Origin of the sequence: Sphingobacterium phlebotomi (assembly GCF_008180195.1) — a bacterium.
Classification (GTDB): domain Bacteria; phylum Bacteroidota; class Bacteroidia; order Sphingobacteriales; family Sphingobacteriaceae; genus Sphingobacterium; species Sphingobacterium phlebotomi.
The window spans coordinates 122,654-139,494 of sequence record NZ_VTAV01000006.1 but is presented as its reverse complement, the minus strand read 5'-3'; the positions used below and the strand labels follow the sequence as shown (position 1 = coordinate 139,494).

The 16,841-nt window shown below is 41.5% G+C and carries 19 protein-coding genes; 4 read left to right on the top strand and 15 right to left on the bottom strand.

The features are described from left to right. The first annotated feature begins 106 nt into the window (after positions 1-106). Complete coding sequence (locus FXV77_RS11205) at positions 107-478, top strand: BlaI/MecI/CopY family transcriptional regulator (RefSeq protein WP_148919317.1); 372 nt, start codon at positions 107-109, stop codon at positions 476-478. A gap of 11 nt (positions 479-489) precedes the next feature. Beyond that, positions 490-2,046: an energy transducer TonB gene (locus FXV77_RS11200; protein WP_148919316.1), complete on the top strand. Its 1,557-nt coding sequence runs from the start codon at positions 490-492 to the stop codon at positions 2,044-2,046. Between the two features lie 46 nt (positions 2,047-2,092). Here FXV77_RS11200 and FXV77_RS11195 read toward each other — a convergent pair whose 3' ends face one another. The 13 genes from FXV77_RS11195 to FXV77_RS11135 all read right to left on the bottom strand — a co-directional run bounded on the left by FXV77_RS11195 (position 2,093) and on the right by FXV77_RS11135 (position 12,797). Further along, complete coding sequence (locus FXV77_RS11195; RefSeq protein WP_148919315.1) at positions 2,093-2,374, bottom strand: chaperone modulator CbpM; 282 nt, start codon at positions 2,372-2,374, stop codon at positions 2,093-2,095. 3 nt (positions 2,375-2,377) lie between these two features. After that, entirely contained in the window at positions 2,378-3,295 is a 918-nt protein-coding gene (locus FXV77_RS11190) for a DnaJ C-terminal domain-containing protein (RefSeq protein ID WP_148919314.1), read from the bottom strand. Position 3,296: 1 nt separating this feature from the next. Further along, a complete protein-coding gene (locus FXV77_RS11185) occupies positions 3,297-4,286 on the bottom strand; it encodes an aldo/keto reductase (RefSeq protein ID WP_148919313.1) in 990 nt (329 codons plus the stop codon). 16 nt (positions 4,287-4,302) lie between these two features. Continuing rightward, a complete protein-coding gene (locus FXV77_RS11180; protein ID WP_148919312.1) occupies positions 4,303-5,871 on the bottom strand; it encodes a M28 family peptidase in 1,569 nt (522 codons plus the stop codon). A 60-nt stretch (positions 5,872-5,931) separates the two neighbouring features. After that, positions 5,932-6,369, bottom strand: a complete 438-nt coding sequence (gene rpiB / locus FXV77_RS11175) for a ribose 5-phosphate isomerase B (protein WP_148919311.1) — start codon at positions 6,367-6,369, stop codon at positions 5,932-5,934. A gap of 10 nt (positions 6,370-6,379) precedes the next feature. Continuing rightward, a complete protein-coding gene (tatC, locus tag FXV77_RS11170) occupies positions 6,380-7,252 on the bottom strand; it encodes a twin-arginine translocase subunit TatC (RefSeq protein WP_148919310.1) in 873 nt (290 codons plus the stop codon). Positions 7,253-7,333: 81 nt separating this feature from the next. After that, positions 7,334-8,695, bottom strand: coding sequence for an acetyl-CoA carboxylase biotin carboxylase subunit (gene accC, locus FXV77_RS11165; RefSeq protein ID WP_148919309.1), 1,362 nt, complete (start codon positions 8,693-8,695; stop codon positions 7,334-7,336). Positions 8,696-8,732: 37 nt separating this feature from the next. Continuing rightward, positions 8,733-9,233: an acetyl-CoA carboxylase biotin carboxyl carrier protein gene (accB, locus tag FXV77_RS11160; protein ID WP_148919362.1), complete on the bottom strand. Its 501-nt coding sequence runs from the start codon at positions 9,231-9,233 to the stop codon at positions 8,733-8,735. Positions 9,234-9,277: 44 nt separating this feature from the next. Continuing rightward, entirely contained in the window at positions 9,278-10,276 is a 999-nt protein-coding gene (locus tag FXV77_RS11155; protein WP_148919308.1) for a beta-ketoacyl-ACP synthase III, read from the bottom strand. Between the two features lie 6 nt (positions 10,277-10,282). Then, positions 10,283-11,221 carry a phosphate acyltransferase PlsX gene (plsX, locus tag FXV77_RS11150; RefSeq protein ID WP_148919307.1) on the bottom strand — a complete coding sequence of 313 codons (939 nt, stop codon included), beginning with the start codon at positions 11,219-11,221 and terminating at the stop codon, positions 10,283-10,285. Positions 11,222-11,326: 105 nt separating this feature from the next. After that, positions 11,327-11,518, bottom strand: a complete 192-nt coding sequence (gene rpmF, locus FXV77_RS11145) for a 50S ribosomal protein L32 (RefSeq protein ID WP_148919306.1) — start codon at positions 11,516-11,518, stop codon at positions 11,327-11,329. A gap of 14 nt (positions 11,519-11,532) precedes the next feature. Continuing rightward, positions 11,533-12,081, bottom strand: a complete 549-nt coding sequence (locus FXV77_RS11140) for a YceD family protein (RefSeq protein ID WP_246162427.1) — start codon at positions 12,079-12,081, stop codon at positions 11,533-11,535. A 53-nt stretch (positions 12,082-12,134) separates the two neighbouring features. Then, the gene (locus FXV77_RS11135) at positions 12,135-12,797 is read right to left on the bottom strand and encodes an epoxyqueuosine reductase QueH (RefSeq protein ID WP_148919305.1); all 663 of its coding nucleotides are present in this window, start codon (positions 12,795-12,797) and stop codon (positions 12,135-12,137) included. A gap of 106 nt (positions 12,798-12,903) precedes the next feature. Here FXV77_RS11135 and FXV77_RS11130 point away from each other — a divergent pair, with 106 nt between their 5' ends. Together FXV77_RS11130 and FXV77_RS11125 are read left to right on the top strand one after the other, a co-directional pair. Beyond that, a complete protein-coding gene (locus FXV77_RS11130; protein ID WP_148919304.1) occupies positions 12,904-13,998 on the top strand; it encodes a hypothetical protein in 1,095 nt (364 codons plus the stop codon). A 76-nt stretch (positions 13,999-14,074) separates the two neighbouring features. Then, positions 14,075-15,160 (top strand): hypothetical protein, encoded by a 1,086-nt coding sequence (locus FXV77_RS11125; RefSeq protein ID WP_187444100.1) that lies wholly within the window; start codon positions 14,075-14,077, stop codon positions 15,158-15,160. On the opposite strand, the gene FXV77_RS11120 is transcribed toward FXV77_RS11125, so the two are convergent. Next, a complete protein-coding gene (locus FXV77_RS11120) occupies positions 15,144-15,992 on the bottom strand; it encodes a transglutaminase-like domain-containing protein (RefSeq protein ID WP_148919302.1) in 849 nt (282 codons plus the stop codon). The genes FXV77_RS11125 and FXV77_RS11120 overlap by 17 nt on opposite strands. Before the next feature lie 168 nt (positions 15,993-16,160). Beyond that, complete coding sequence (locus tag FXV77_RS11115) at positions 16,161-16,820, bottom strand: ABC transporter ATP-binding protein (protein ID WP_148919301.1); 660 nt, start codon at positions 16,818-16,820, stop codon at positions 16,161-16,163. Positions 16,821-16,841 lie beyond the last annotated feature (21 nt).

Here is a 16,841-nt window from a genome sequence, read left to right as displayed (position 1 = left end):
TTTTTATCTAAAACTAATTTTTTAGTTGTATAACTAAAAAATTAGTTTTAGATTTGTTTTTACAATCGATTGCAGGCAATATTGTCGTATGTTAATAAACAGTATAATGAACGAAATAAAAGAACTTACAAAGGCCGAGGAACAGATCATGCAAGAACTGTGGGAAATGAATGGCGGATTTGTGAAAGAGATTATCGCACGGTTACCCGATCCCAAGCCGGCATATAATACAGTATCTACTATTATTCGGATTCTAGAAACCAAGGGTTTTGTAGACCATGAATCTTTTGGCAAGAGCCATCGTTATTTGCCAAAGATCAGTAAAGAAGAATATAAGAAAATAATTACCGGAAAACTTTTGCAGAATTATTTCGATAATTCCGCAACGAGTATGCTGTCTTTTTTTCTTGAAGAAAAGAAAGTGGATGTAAAGGAACTGGATGAGATTATCCAAATTATCCAACGGAATAAAAAATAAACACATAAGCTATGACATATCTGATTTTAGCAAACGTATCGTTGATACTGTTCTTTGGAATATACTTATTGGTGTTGAAACCTCTTACGTTTTTCCAATGGAATAGGATTTATTTATTGAGCACAGTTGCCATTTCTTTTGCCATTCCGCTATTACAATTTATCGATTTGAGCCAACATAAAGAAGTTTACCAACCATTGGTTGTTATTGATTTTGTCGAATTGAAAGCTGTGCCGACGGATGCGGTGACATATAACTATGCTTGGTCAGCTATGGATTGGGTTCGATTTGTTTATGTCATAGGTGCAGGGCTAATGTTGCTTTGGTTAGGTATTCGGTTGCATCGCGTGTTTACGGCTCTGGGAGGGAATATTACGGAACAAAAGAGCTTTTCTTTTTTCAACCGTCTGTTTATTGCCGAGGGAGCTAGCCACCGCGATGTGATTGCTTCGCATGAGCAGATTCACATAAAGCAGGGTCACAGTTATGACATCCTGTTTTTGGAAGCCGTGCGGGCGTTGAATTGGTTCAATCCGATTTTTTACTTCTACGTGAAAGAACTTAAATTTCAGCACGAATGTATTGCTGATAAAGCATGTTCAAAAGATAAGGTGCAGTATGCGGAGTTGCTGGTTGCAAATGCGATGGATGTTTCCCATCGTGTATTGGTGCACGAGTTTTCCAATCAATCATTTTTAAAACAACGTATTATGATGTTATTCAAAAATAAATCGAAGAAAATAAGTCGTGTAAAATACCTATTGATTGTGCCGACGGTATTAATCGTGTCTGGAGTCGCTTTGGCTTTTAACCACTCAATTAAGGAGCCTATCGATAATCAAGTGCAGCGGTTCGAAAGCCTAGAAATCTCACTGTCTTCAACGCAAAAAAATCGCGTTCCACCTGAACCTGAAAAGGGCAGAGAAGTCTTTATGAAATGGTTCATCGAGAATTACAAAATACCTGGGATAATTGACCCTGCGGATAAGGACCCTTTTTTGTCTGTTAGATTTAATGTAAGCCAAACAGGAAAATTAAGTGATTTCCAGTTAGCAGAGGGGACGCAATTTGGCAAGCCATTTTTTGATGAAGCCGTTCGGCTGATTTCGAAAAGTACATGGAAACCGGCCGAAGAAGATGGAAAGGCAGTCGATAGTAAAGGCTGGGTAGGTTTCAAGTTTGATGCTTCTGGAAAAATAATTGAAAATCATACACGTGTAGATGTCTCACCGGAACCGAAAGGCGGATTAAATGCATGGAGAAAATACATTGGTAAATGGTATCACTTCCCGCAGGAATTTGCAGATCAAAAAGCTTCGGGAGAGGTTATTGTTAGTTTCGTTGTGGGAAAAAATGGAGAGATTAGAGATTTGAAAACGCTGAAAGAACCGGTTACCGGTGCGGGTAAAAGAGTGCATGATGTCATTTTGAAATTCGGGGCCTGGAAACCCGGTATTTTAGATGGGCAAGCGGTAGAATACCATTATGAACTTCCCGTGAAACTAAGTTCGCCGGATGGGTACGGTGTTATTGAACCTGGATATTTAACCAGTAGCAGGATAATGTAATGTCACATAAAGTTCCAACCTATAAATTCCAATACTGGTTGGAACTTTATTGTCGTATTTCAACGCGTAACAGTCTAATTTCCTCCTGTAATTGTTCTATTTTATGCAAAAGATGCTGTGCGACCTCAATGCCTTGTAGGTTAATTTCCAAATCATAATGCCAAGTAGCAAATTGTTCCAACGCTTTCAATTCTTCTTCTTTTACGAATTCCTCTTCATTCCGCACTACCACTTCAATCAAACCATTTCTAGAAAGGTTTCGAATAAATTGTAGCTCTATTTTGTGCGATTGGCAGACGTCTATTATCCTAATTAAAGTCCGTTCCATAGCTTATTTTTTTAGATTGGCCAATTGTTGAAATAGTTCCTTTTCTTTATCGTTAAGCTTAGTAGGAAGCTTCACATGTAACGTCACATACAAATCCCCAAACTGCCCGTCTTTCTTGTATACGGGGAAACCTTTCCCTTTTAAACGAATTTTAGTTTCATTTTGTGTTTCCGGATTGATCTTAACTTTGATTTTTCCGGCAAATGTATTCACTATGGTTTCTCCGCCCAATAATGCTGTATATAGGTCAATATCCTGCGCCGTGTAAAGGTCATTTCCCTTACGTTGAAAATAAGGATCGGATAAGATATTAAATTCAATATAGAGGTCGCCGCTCGGTCCGCCGTTAACCCCTTCGCTTCCTTGTCTGTTGAGTTTGATTTTTTGACCATTTTCTACGCCTGCCGGAATCGTAATCCGAATATACTTGCCGTTTACAGTAAACATCTGTTGATGAGTGGTATAGGCTTGCTGTAAGGTCAGTTCTAGTACCGAATGATAATCGTTTCCCCTAAACTTGGTTTGTCTGCCACCGCCATGTCGGCTACCAAACATTTGCTCGAAGAAATCTGAAAACTCACCGGTGTCATAATTTCCCGAATAGTCAAAATCAAAGCCTTCAAAGGGGTTTCCTGTATTACCCCCGCTGGCGCCGCGGCTACGCTGTTGCTGCTGTGCCTGCTCATAGGCTTCCCCTTGCTTCCAGTGCTCACCGTACTGATCATATTTTTTTCGCTTTTCCGGATCGGTTAATACCTCATTTGCTTCGTTGATTTCTTGAAATCTTTTTTTTGCATCTTCATCATTCGGATTTAGATCCGGATGATATTTTCGGGCGAGCTTTCTATACGCTTTCTTAATATCATCTTGGGATGCATTTTTCTCCACCCCCAATACTTTATAATAATCTACAAAAGCCATACTAAAAAGCCTCCACCAATTGATTTATTGTTTCGATTTCTTCTGCTGTCAACTGAATGTCTATACTCTTAGCATTTTGGAGTGCTTGTTGGGCATTCCGGGCACCTGCCAATGCTATGGTGATACCTGAACGTTCAATCGTCCATCGTAGTACTAACTGGCTTAGAGAAGCATTTTTGCTGTCGGCGATAGGTTTTATCTTATTTAACAGCACATTTGTTTTCTCGATAAAATCAGGCTGGAAATATGGTAAAGAAGCGCGATGATCGCCTTCTTGAAAAGTATAACCTGGATGGATTTTACCGGTTAATAGGCCGCGTTGAAGCGGGCTATAGGCTAAAATAGATTTGTTGTGTTGTAAACAGTACTGGAGAGTTTCGGTTTCAATATCACGTTTCACCATGCTGAATGGAACTTGATTGGAAACCAAATTTACAATTTGCCCTGCTTCCGCCATCTGTGCGCTGGAATAATTGCACACGCCGGCATAACGTACCTTTCCCTGTTCTATTAATCGAGAGACAGCTTCAAAAGTTTCCGAAATAGGTGTAGTGGAATCCGGCCAATGAATTTGATATAAATCAATATAGTCCGTTCCCAATCGCTTCAAGCTTTGTTCACATTCATATATGACACTCTCTTTTCCAGCATATCTGTAGACATCTAATGCTTTGCCGTCGTTGTCTTTTGTATGCATCGCGAAATCACCTTTTGCGTAACCCAGATCCCATCGCATACCAAATTTTGTCAAGAGCTGTACTTTATCACGTGGAATATTCCGTATGGCTTCTCCGACGATCTCCTCACTTGTTCCTTGTCCGTATATAGGAGCGGTATCGATGGAAGTTACCCCGACATCATAGGAGGCTTGAATAGCCTCCACAGCTTCTTTTCTATCCGTTGAGCCCCACATCCATCCTCCAGCCGCCCAAGCACCGAATGTAATGGCAGATACTTGCAAATCACTATTACCTAATTTTCTATATTCCATATCTGTTTGTTTTTTCTTACTCCTTATTAGAATCAACCGGTAACCGCTTATCACGATTGGCAATTTCCCAGGTAACGTGGAAAACCAATTTCTCCCGCTTTACCATCATAGGGAAGTCGATTTTATCAACCGTATCTTCCGGGGTGTGGTAGTGTGGATGCAGCCCAGAGAAAAAGAAGGCTGACGGAATACCTTTTTCGGCAAAGTTGTAATGGTCTGAACGATAATATAGACGCATCGGATCTTTAGGATCATCATACATATAATCCAGTTCCATTTGCGTATACGTATTGTTTACAGTCTCTGTTATTTGTTTTAATTCAGAGCTCAGTTTATCCAGCCCGATAGCGTGGATGTAATTGTGATTTCCGTTCAAATGCTTATCATCTATACGTCCCATCATGTCCATGTTGATACATGCAACGGTATTTTCAAGTGGGAAGATAGGGTTTTCCACATAAAATTTTGAACCCAACAATCCCTTTTCTTCCGCCGCCAAACCGATAAATAACAAGCTTCTACGATTACCTTTACCCTCTTTCTTCGCTTGTGCAAAGACACGAGCAAGTTCCAATACACCCACTGTACCAGAACCGTTATCATCCGCCCCTGGGAAAAAAGTTCCATTGGGTAATATACCGTCATGGTCATAATGTCCTACGATGATGACAATCTCGTCTTTTAAGTCCGAACCTTCCAAGAAACCGAGTACATTGGGATCTGTAAATTTTTCTTTCGTAATGCCCATTTCAGCATCTACTTTTGTTGGAATGGTGAAAGTAGAGGGGTTATTTTTCTGCTGTTCAAAACTGGTTTTATGCAGTGCCAATAGCTCATTTGCCAATCTTGTGGAAATATTGACGACCGGCGCTTGGGTTGTACCGGATACGACGTCATTTCCATCATCTAAAGAGAACCGGCCACCTGTTAAGCGTTTCCCGAACCGCTCCATATTTTGATCAACATAATCGCCTGTTGCCAAAATCATTTTTGGATTTTTCTTGAGAAGTTCCTGTACGCGCTTAAATCGGCTACTGGCCCATTCCGACATTTTTTTGCTGCCGGTAACAATGGAATGGCCATTCGCATCCTTGGGTTCTCCTTCGTTGATAACGAAGACCACTTTGCCACGAATGTCTACATTAGCTAGGTCATTGTGCTTTTTATCTTGAATGCCGTAACCAACAAATACGATATCATCCGCATGGTAGGTGGTTTGTTTATTATCGCCCTGTACGAAGAAATCTGTGCCATTTTCATAAGCCGCCCCATTCAATATAAACCGCTGTACCTGATAGGAAACTTTGGCTAGGTTTACGGGCTGAAAATAGTTTCCATCTACCGCTGTTTTCAAGCCATAGGATTTAAATTGTTCAGCAAGATAATGTGCTGTTTTTTCACCTCCTTTTTGACCCGTACCACGCCCTTCAAATTCTGGTGATGCTAATAGCGTCAAATGCTTTCTCGCGGTTTCCTCTGTCAGGAGATCCGCATATTTCATCTGTACCGGATCTTGCTGTTGTGCTACAGCACAACTATGGAGTGCAGGTACAAGTAAGCATGCTGTAATCCAATTTTTTATCATAATCAAACATTAAAATCTGCGTCTAGGATCCATTTTTAGTTACTAGGATCAACTATCTCATTACGTGCAAGCAATCTTATTTACACGTGTGCCGTGTCTGCCTCCTTCAAAATCGGTGGTCAGAAATGTTTTTACGATTTTCTTTGCCAGCTCAAGATCGACAAAACGAGCAGGGATACATATGATATTCGCATCATTATGTTGCCTTGCTAAAGCTGATATTTCGTTTTGCCAAGCGATGGCTGCCCGGATACCTTGATGTTTATTGGCAGTGATAGCTACGCCATTGGCACTGCCGCAGATTAATATACCTAATTCGTTTTGACCATTTTCGACACTCGTAGCTACCGGATGTGCAAAATCAGGATAATCTACCGAGTCTGCTGTCGCAGGACCGAAATCCTCCACCGTGTAACCCTCTTCTTCCAGAAATGCTAGAACTGCCGTTTTATATTCAAATCCAGCATGGTCACTTCCTATTGCAATTTTTTTAGACATGATCGTTGTTTTATTTTTGATTATAAAATTCTTTCTCTTTCTCTAGTTTTTTCTTATGTACATTCGCAGAAACCATGATACTCAGTTCATAAAGGATGAACATGGGTGCACTCACCGTCAATAAAGTAATCACATCCGCCGTCGGTGTAATGATGGCTGCAATAATTAAAATAATAACAACAGCGTATCGTCTGCTCGCCCGCATAAAGGCCGGGGTCATCAAGCCCAGTCTGGACAATATAAAGATGACGATAGGCAGGAGGAAGATTACGCCACAACCTAATGTCAACGTAGCAATCAGCGATAAATAGGAATCGATGGTGATTTGATTGGTGATTTCTTCGCTTAACGACACGTTGGTCAGGAAATTAACGGAGAGCGGAACGACAATATAATAGCCAAATAATGCGCCGATAATGAATAGCACGGTTGCGTACAAAACGAATCCACGTGCAGAACTCTTTTCTATGTCTGTTAATGCAGGCTTTATAAAAAGCCAGATTTCAAATAGAAGATAAGGGAAACCCAGAGCAACCGCCATCAATAGACAAGAATTGATTTGAAGCATAAATTGCCCTGCCATTTCGGTGTTAATGATATTAAAGGGAATACGTTCTACACAAAAACCATCCAAACTAAGCAAATCGCCCACTTTGCACATCATCCGATACGTCCAAAAATCGAGATTCTTGGGGCCCATGATAATCTTGTTGAAGACGAAATCGTAAAATGTAAAGGAGAGAATAGCAAATACAGCAATAGCTATAACAGAACGGATAATATGCCATCTAAGCACTTCTAAATGCTCAAAGAACGACATTTCACCTTCAATGTTTTTCCCCTTTTGTTTTATAGCGTTTATTAAATCGTTTGATTTTGACATTCTAAATGTTGTTTCTGAAACAAAACAAAAATACCATTCTTATTTAGAAGAATGGTATTTTAAATGTATGTAAAGGAAATTTTATTCAACCTCTTCGTCCGGATATTCCGTAAGGTCGAATGTTTCCATGAATTTTGTTGTAAAATTACCTGCTCTAAAGTTTGGATCGCGCATTAAACGGATGTGGAGAGGGATGGTTGTTTTTACGCCCTCTATCACAAACTCACTCAACGCTCGTTCCATCGTGTTGATAGCCTCTTCACGTGTTTGTGCAACACAAATCAACTTGGCTATCATCGAATCGTAATTCGGTGGAATGGTATACCCTGCATACACATGTGTATCTACGCGAACACCATGTCCGCCAGGCGAATGAAAATTCGTAATTCGACCGGGTGACGGACGGAAATTATTGAAGGGATCTTCCGCGTTAATACGACATTCAATGGCGTGTCCGGTTGGCTCGTAACTTTTTCCAGAAATCGGAATACCCGCAGCTACTTTAATCTGTTCTTTGATAAGATCGAAATTGATGACCTCTTCAGTAACAGGGTGTTCTACTTGAATACGGGTGTTCATTTCCATGAAATAGAAATTACGGTGTTTATCGACCAAAAATTCGATCGTACCCGCTCCTTCATAATTTACAGCCTGTGCACCTTTGATGGCAGCTTCCCCCATTTTTTCACGAAGTTCTGGTGTAATAAACGGAGAGGGCGCTTCTTCAACCAATTTTTGGTGACGACGCTGTATAGAACAATCACGTTCTGACAGGTGACACACCTTTCCATATTGATCCCCGATAACCTGTATTTCGATATGACGGGGATCTTCTACAAACTTTTCGAGATAGATACCATCGTTGCCAAATGCTGCTCCGGCTTCTTGACGAGCAGAATCCCATGCGGGTTCAAACTCTCCGTCATTCCACACAATACGCATCCCACGTCCGCCGCCGCCGGCGGTAGCCTTTAGGATAACGGGGTAACCGATTTCATTGGCCAGTTTAATACCTGTTTTTACATCGGGAACCAAGCCGTCAGAACCGGGCACCGTGGGTACACCCGCCTGTTTCATGGTTTCTTTTGCCGAGGCTTTGTCGCCCATTTTCTCTATCTGCTCAGATGTAGCACCAATGAATTTGATACCGTATTCGGCGCAGATGGCAGAGAATTTAGCATTTTCGGATAAAAAACCGTATCCAGGGTGGATGGCATCAGCATTCGTCAATTCGGCTGCCGAAATGATATTCGGAATACTTAAATAAGAATCTTTACTTGCAGGAGGACCGATGCAAACAGCCTCGTCCGCGAAGCGTACATGTAGGCTATCACGATCTGCCGTGGAATAGACAGCGACGCTCTTAATCCCCATTTCGCGACAAGTACGAATGATACGAAGCGCAATCTCCCCTCTATTTGCTATTAATATTTTTTTGAACATTTTCTATATATCTCCTATCTCAGGTCTCAAGTCTAAATTATGACGGATCAACCAAAAACAGAGGTTGATCAAATTCTACAGGTTCTGCATCATTCACCAAGATTTTTACAATCTTGCCGGAAACTTCCGATTCAATTTCATTGAAAAGCTTCATAGCCTCTACAATGCACAAAACTTTACCCGGAGCGATTTCGTCACCTACATTCACAAATATCGGTTTATCCGGCCCAGAAGCACGATAAAAAGTGCCGATCATCGGGGATTTCACTGTGATAAGGTTTGACGGCTCAGCCGCAGGCGTACTCGATGCAGGTGCTGCAGGTGTCGTTGTATTAGCCGCGGTTACAGCTGGTGTCGCTGCAGCAACAGGTTGCTGAGGTAGCGCTACTGGGCTTGGAACAGTTGCCGTAACATAAGTAGGCTCCTGGTTCGTTTTTATAGTGATTTTAAAGTCTTTTTCTTCGATAGCGACTTCGTTCACACCTGATTTAGCAACAAATTTGATCAGGTCTTGAATCTGTTTAATATCCATACTCATATTTCTAGTAGGTTTCATGTATAAATTTCTGTTAAATAATATTTTTATGCTTTTGTATAAGCCCACTTGAGATAAACCGCCCCCCAGGTGAAACCGCCACCAAAAGCCGCTAATATTAAGTTGTCTCCTTTTTTTAACTGGTTTTCCCATTCCCATAAACAAAGTGGAATAGTACCACTGGTCGTATTCCCGTACTTATGGATATTGACCATAACCTTATCATCTGAAAGTCCTGCACGTTCCGCAGTGGCATCGATTATTCGCTTATTCGCTTGGTGCGGCACAAGCCAATCCACATCCTCTGATGTTAAGTGGTTTCTTTCCATCACCTCTACAGCCACTTCGGCCATGTTGGTAACGGCAAACTTAAATACAGTACGTCCTTCTTGATAGGCGTAATGAAGACCTGCGTCTACTGTTTGATGGGTTGCCGGATTCAATGAACCTCCACCTTTTATATTCAGATAAGGGCCTCCCGAACCATCTGTTTTCAATACAGCATCGATTATTCCATTACCCTCTTCGTCCGGTTCTAGTAAAACGCATCCACAGCCGTCGCCAAACAAGATACAGGTATTACGATCTTCGTAATTAACGACAGAGGACATCTTGTCAGCGCCAACCACGAGCACTTTTTTGTGTTTGCCCGATTCTATAAATTGCGCTGCAGTCGTCAGACCAAATAGAAAACCGGAACAAGCAGCTTGGAGGTCGTATCCCCAAGCTTTCTTAGCACCAACCTTATCCGCCAAGATGTTTGCCGTTGCAGGAAACATCATATCCGGTGTGCTGGTACAAAAGATAATCAATTCAATTTCATCGGCAGAAATACCCCGTTTCTCCAACAAACCCTTAACCGCAGGAACAGCCAAGTCTGATGTAGCCTTACCTTCCCCCTTGAGGATTCTCCTCTCTTTGATTCCTGTCCTTGTCACAATCCACTCATCGTTGGTGTCAACCATCTTTTCCAACTCTTGGTTAGTGAGGACGTAGTCAGGAACATACCCGTTTACAGCAGTAATTGCAGCATGTATTTTTGACATATATAATTAATTGAAAGTAGACCTGATTTTATCGATTATTTGCGATTCAATCATGTCTTTTGATAATAAAACCATGTTTTTGATAGCTTCTGGAGTCGAAATGCCGTGTCCTATGATAACCGGTGCATTTACACCCAAAATAGGACTGCCCCCATAACGCTCGTAATTGAATCTATCAAAAAAATCATCCTTAAGCCCCTTTTTTAATGTGACTACATAAAAAGATTCGGCAAGTTTCAATACCACATTACCCGTAAACCCGTCGCAAACGTATACGTCCGCAGCGTCTGTAAAAAGATCGCGACCTTCCGTATTACCAATAAAATTTATCTTTTTGTTCTCTTTAAGTAGGGGGTAGGTTGATATGGTTAAGTTGTTTCCTTTTTCTTCTTCTTCGCCGATGTTTAGCAAGCCAACTTTTGGGTTATCTACACCATAAACGTATTGCATATATAAGCTCCCCAAGGTTGCAAATTGTGACAGCATTTCAGGTTTACAGTCCGCATTCGCGCCTACATCCAGTAGAATACCATAGCCACTTTTAATCTTGGGAACATTGGTTGCGATAGCGGGACGAAGAACGCCGGGAATTGCCTTTACACTAAATACCGCCCCAACAAGCATAGCTCCTGTGTTGCCGGCGGACGCAAAAGAGTCGATTTCACCGCTCTTTAATAATTCAAATCCTTTAGCAATGCTGGAATTGGGCTTCTGGGTAATCGCTTTGGTAGGATGTTCATGCATGCTTATGTTCTCCGGAGCATGTATGTAATCAAATTTGTCTGGATCTGCTCCAGCTTGCTTTAATCGTTCGATGGTGTCGTGCTGATCGCCGATAAGGACAAGACGTTGCCTCTCCTGTAGTACTTTTTGGGCTTCAATAGCCCCACTTATTGTGGAGTCGGGGGCATAATCCCCGCCTAAAACGTCTAAACCAATCTTCATTCGTTATTATTTTATCATCAATAATACGCAAAAACATCCCAAATTAAAGTATAAAAATTGACTTTTACACCTATTTGGGATGTTTAATTTCGTTGAATGATGTCGTTAGACAGCAGCGGTGTTTTCAATAATCAATTTTCCGTTGTAGTATAGATTACCATCTACTGTGTATGCACGGTGAGGTGTATGTACTGCACCTGTTTCTTTGCATACAGTTAACGTAGGGCTTTCAGCCTTATAATGTGTTCTTCTTTTGTCTCTTCTTGATTTAGAAGTCTTACGCTTTGGATGTGCCATCTCGTATCTCTGTTTTAGTTATTTTTAATATTCTTTAATATATCCCAACGTGGGTCCGTTTTTTCTTCTGTTTCCGTGTCCGTATCTAAGTCCGGTGAATCGCTCAGCTTTGCCAGCATTTGTGGATCGCAACTGGCATTCGTGCCTTGTTCCGAACATTTACTGTAATAAGGAACGCGAACGTTAATGTATTCGTAAAGTAATCCTGCAATATCCAATTCGTAATCTGTTTTGGATAGGACTAATACTTCCTCTGTTTCTTGATTCCAGTCGTCATCCGTAAACTTGACAAGTATTCTTTCTTGAAAGTCTTGTGGTGCGTCAAACTCCGCTAAACATATATCACATGTTAATCGGACCGTGCCATATACATGGAAATTAACAATCAGCATGTTTTCCTGCTTCTGTAACACCACGTCAGCTTTCAGCTTTCCTCTCTTTATAAGCGAGTGTTCATAACAATCAAAGAACTTATCATCGATCTCAAACTCGAAATTGTGCTTTCCAGTTGTTAATCCTGAAAAAGGAATTCTATAGTATTTTAGATGTTTCACAATCTGCATTCGAGCGTGCAAAATTAATTATTATTTCAGTAAAAAGGAAACTTTTTGCAAAATTATTGCTCTTCGTCCCCGTAGTAGTATTTGCCCAGGACTATTTTCTCTCTGCCATTCGCCATTCGCCAACGATTGGTATCGCGCAAGGAATAGGCGCAACCGCAATATTCCTGCATGTAAAACTTTTCACGCTTACTAATTTCGAGCATACGTGCCGAACCACCTTTTTTTCGCCAGTTAAGTGTCCAATATTCCATATCGGGATGACGAGAGGCAGCCCGTAATCCGCAGTCATTGATTTGTTCCATGTTTTTCCAACGGGAAATGCCTAATGAACTCGATATGACATCAAATCCATGTTCCGCAGCATATTCAGCCGTTTTTTCAAAACGCATATCGAAGCACATCGTACAGCGGATACCACGTTCCGGTTCATTTTCCATACCCTTAGCCAGTTCAAACCAATGGTCTACATCATAATCAGCATCGACAAAAGGAATACCGTGTTTTTCGGCAAAACGGATGTTTTCTTCTTTACGTAAATCATATTCGTTACGTGGGTGGATGTTTGGATTGTAAAAATAAATCGTAAAATCTATGTCAGACGCAATCAAGGCCTCCATAACCTCGCCGGAACAGGGAGCACAGCAGGAGTGTAACAGTAATTTCTTGCCGTCATTCGGCAAATTTAATTTCTCACGTTTTAATTCCTTATTGTCCATGATACCAGCGCATTTAAAATATAATGCAATTTTACGGAAAACTGTCAGATTATACAAAACCCCACCATTATTTGTTACTTTTGTAACACATGATACAATAATCTTTATGTCTAAAATCTCACCCATATATTATGTGTTCGCCACGTTGGCGGTTATCCTTGGATTTTATGCCTGTGAGCGGGACGATGCAGAACCGAATTTGGAGATGAGAAAGTTTACACGTTTGTATGTGTCTTTCGAAGAATATACAATTGGTAAGAACCCACCTGATACGAATGTTCGTATTATTTATCCAGCAGATTCCTCTGTTTTTGCATTTAATGGTAGACATGTATCGCAGGTGCAGGGCGGAGGGCCGATTTATTATGAATCCCATCCGAGTGTCAATGCGATCTTTCAAGCTAGTGTCAACCGTGCGGGTACAAACGATACATCGATCGCTGTCCTGAGTATGGGATCATCGGGAGCATTGAACAATGCCGGGCTTCCAAAAAGTCGATATTACAACAACGTCAGGGGAATGGTATTTCATGCACGGACGAATGTTCTTTATGTTGTCAACGGCAGCGGGCCAGATGCCGGAGTGTATGTTATGGACCGTCCACGATATGCAAATCGGGAGAAACAACCTGTTAAGAAGTTAAGAAACAGTAGCTTAGCTATGTGGGGCGCAGCCTATCAAAATGAACGGCTTTTCACGTCGAAAACAAGTTCACCCGGTGGGATTTATGTTTTTGATAATATTGCGAATAGAGAGGTAAACCCACAGGACTCGATCGGGAGATTAGACTATACCCGGATTTTAGAAATCGAAGGAGCATCGAATCTGCGAGGTTTATTCTATGATACAGTTAAGAATGTCATGGCTGTAGCGCAAACGGGCGATGGAAATGCGGGAAGTGGCCGCATCCTTATATTTGAGAACTTTTCTGATCTGGTAGAGGAAGAAGGAACGATAACACCGACACGCGTGATTACCGGAACCAATACAGGTTTGATATCGCCGGTCGATGTAGTTATCGATACACGGGAGACAGGCGTCTATTTATATGTAGCTGATCGCGAGGCGAAGAAAATATCACGCTTCCGATATACCGATGACGGTGACGTAGAACCTGACAAGGTGATTGATACCTCCAGTTTAAAAGATGGTAGCACGCCGGTTAGTATTACCTTGGATACACGGGAAGGAGAGTCGTAGTGATTCACAGATATTTTATATTTTTGTAACCGATACACTTGTTATGTCTAAAACCTCGATCATATATTATGTATGCGTGACGTTAGCACTTCTTCTTGGGTTTTACGCCTGTGAAGATGAGAATGTGGAACCAGGACTGGAAATCAGACAGATTTCTCGTCTTTACGTTTCCTTTGAAGAATACGGTACTTCGGATGAGCGGGCGGATACGACGATTCGCATGATTCAATCTGCGGATTCTTCCGTTTTTGTCTTTCGGGAAAGCCACGTATCACAGGTACAAGGTGGCGGACCAATTTACTTCAGTCCGTTTGCAAAGACTATTTTTCAGGCGAGTGTTAATAGTGAAGAAACCAGTAACGAGCTTGATACTGTCATTGCTGCGGTTAGTGTGCAACAGACAGGCTTGCTGAACAATGCTGGAAATGGTATTCGGAGCAGATACTACAACAAGGTGAGGGGTTTTGTGTACCACGCTGCTACACGATCTCTTTTGGTTGTCAATGGTGCAGGCGCAGACGCCGGGATATATGTGGTAGATAATCCCAGCAGTACGGGGAACCAGAAACAACCTTATAAAAAATTACTCAATCCGGATCTCGATATGTGGGGTGCAGCCTATCAAAACGATAGACTTTTTACTGCTAAAATAAGTGCACCGGCTGGTCTTTACATGTTCCAGAACCTGACGACGATGTCCGTAAGGGCGAGCGATTCCGTTGCTACGCTTAATCCTGCCCGCATATTGCAGATTGAAGATGCATCAATTAATCTGCGTGGGTTGTCTTATGATACGATTAAAAATGTCATGGCTATTGCCGAAATGGGTGACGGAACAACGGTAGGAAGCGGGCGTATTCTCATTTTTGAGAACTTTTCGGACTTGATACAGGGAACCGCGGAAGTCATCAGACCATCCCGGGTGATCACAGGGCCCAATACGGGTTTAATCTCACCTGTCGATGTGGCGATTGATATGCGGGCGAGCGGTGTGTATCTATATGTGGCTGACCGAGCAGCAAAGAAAGTCTCCAGGTTTAGGTACACGGATGATGGAAACGTAGAACCAGACGAAGTGATTGATACTTCTGATTTAGGGTACGGCGAAACGCCTGTTGGCTTGGCGCTGGATGCGCGCGATGACTCTACCGTGGGTCGATGAGATCCAGTAATAACTGAACTTCTTCACGCTTTTCATGATTGTCTACATGTTCATAAGCAGCAATCAGGTTGCGTAGGATGCGCTTAATGATCTCCAAATTATTGCATGGCTTGATGTATTCATCTATTGGCGGTAGATTTAATTGTTGGAGAAAGGCAATAATGTCCACTTCCCGCATAATCTGCCCGCGATTGAACACGTTAATGTAAAAAAGAACCTCATCGGGTTTTTCCTCATTCATATAGGCCAGTACGAAATGCTTTGGTAAATTAACACCATAAATAGGGATGTCTAATCGTTGCGCTACCATGCTGTATATGCAGGCCAGTGAAATAGGGTTGCCCTTCTTGGATTCCAATACCTTATTGATAAAGGAGTTTTGTGGTGCATGAAAATCTGAGGTGTTGCCGGATAAGCCAAACTCGCGAAACAGAATATTGTTTAGCAGCTTTACCTTTTCAATCGGACTCATATCATACATCAAATGATACCAGGCGTTACGACGTAGTTCGGCAAGTTTCTCGTAGACCTCTTCCTCAGCCAGATTAGGGTACTGGTAATGGTTTACAATAAGTAGTCCTTCAAGCAGATCTTCTTGGTTACTTACATTCCATAATTGAAGGTCGTTCTTGACCTGATTGAACTGTATCTTGTGGACAATCAATTCCACACGCTCCTGCAATAACACATCAAAAGATTGTTCCCAGGATTCCTCCAATAAGGGAATCACCTCCGGACCACAAGTAATTAGCTTATCTTCCAAAGCCTGATAGATTTCCGCATCCGGATCATCCAAAAGAGAAATTAGCGCCTTTAATTCCTGCTCATTCATCCATACTAATATACGGAATTTTTGTGTTCTTTTTCCCGTAAAAAGAACCAAAACCTCGTCGCTTCAAATCTTTGAGGAAAGGGATAGTACTAAGGATGGATTTCTACAACCTCAAAAATTTGTATGCGACTTTATTGGTTAAAGAAGGATAGTACAAATGCGTAAATTTTATTTTACTTGTCCATCAAGCAAATTAATAATACGTTTTCCGTATTCCGCATTTTTTTCAGAATGTGTGACCTGTATAATGGTCATCCCCTCGTCGTTGAGTTGTTTGAAAAGTTCCATAATTTCTTCGCCCTGTTTGGAATTGAGGTTACCGGTCGGCTCGTCTGCCAGCAACAGCTTTGGTGAAGCTGCCAATGCTCGGGCAATACCCACGATTTGTTGCTGCCCACCGGATAATTGTGCCGGAAATAAATCTTTCTTTCCTACAATTCCGAAACGATCCAGCATATCGCCGACGATAGCTTTTCTCTCTTTGCCCGATAGATTCTTATAAATTAACGGTGTTTCGATATTTTCGTATACCGTTAACTCGTCTATCAGGTGATAAGACTGAAAGACATAGCCCATGTGCGATTGGAATAAAGCTGTTCGCTTCTTCGATTTTAACGCCAATACATCCTCATCCATAAAATAATAATGCCCTTCGTTTGGCTCATCGAGCAAACCGATAATATTCAGAAGGGTAGATTTTCCCGAACCCGATGGGCCCATAATGGAAATAAAATCACCTTGTTCAATTTGCAGGTTAATGTCCTTCAGCACAAAAGAGCGTGTACCACCTACATTATACCATTTAAAAATATGTTCTAGTTTTATCATGTCTGTCTTTTATCCTTTATT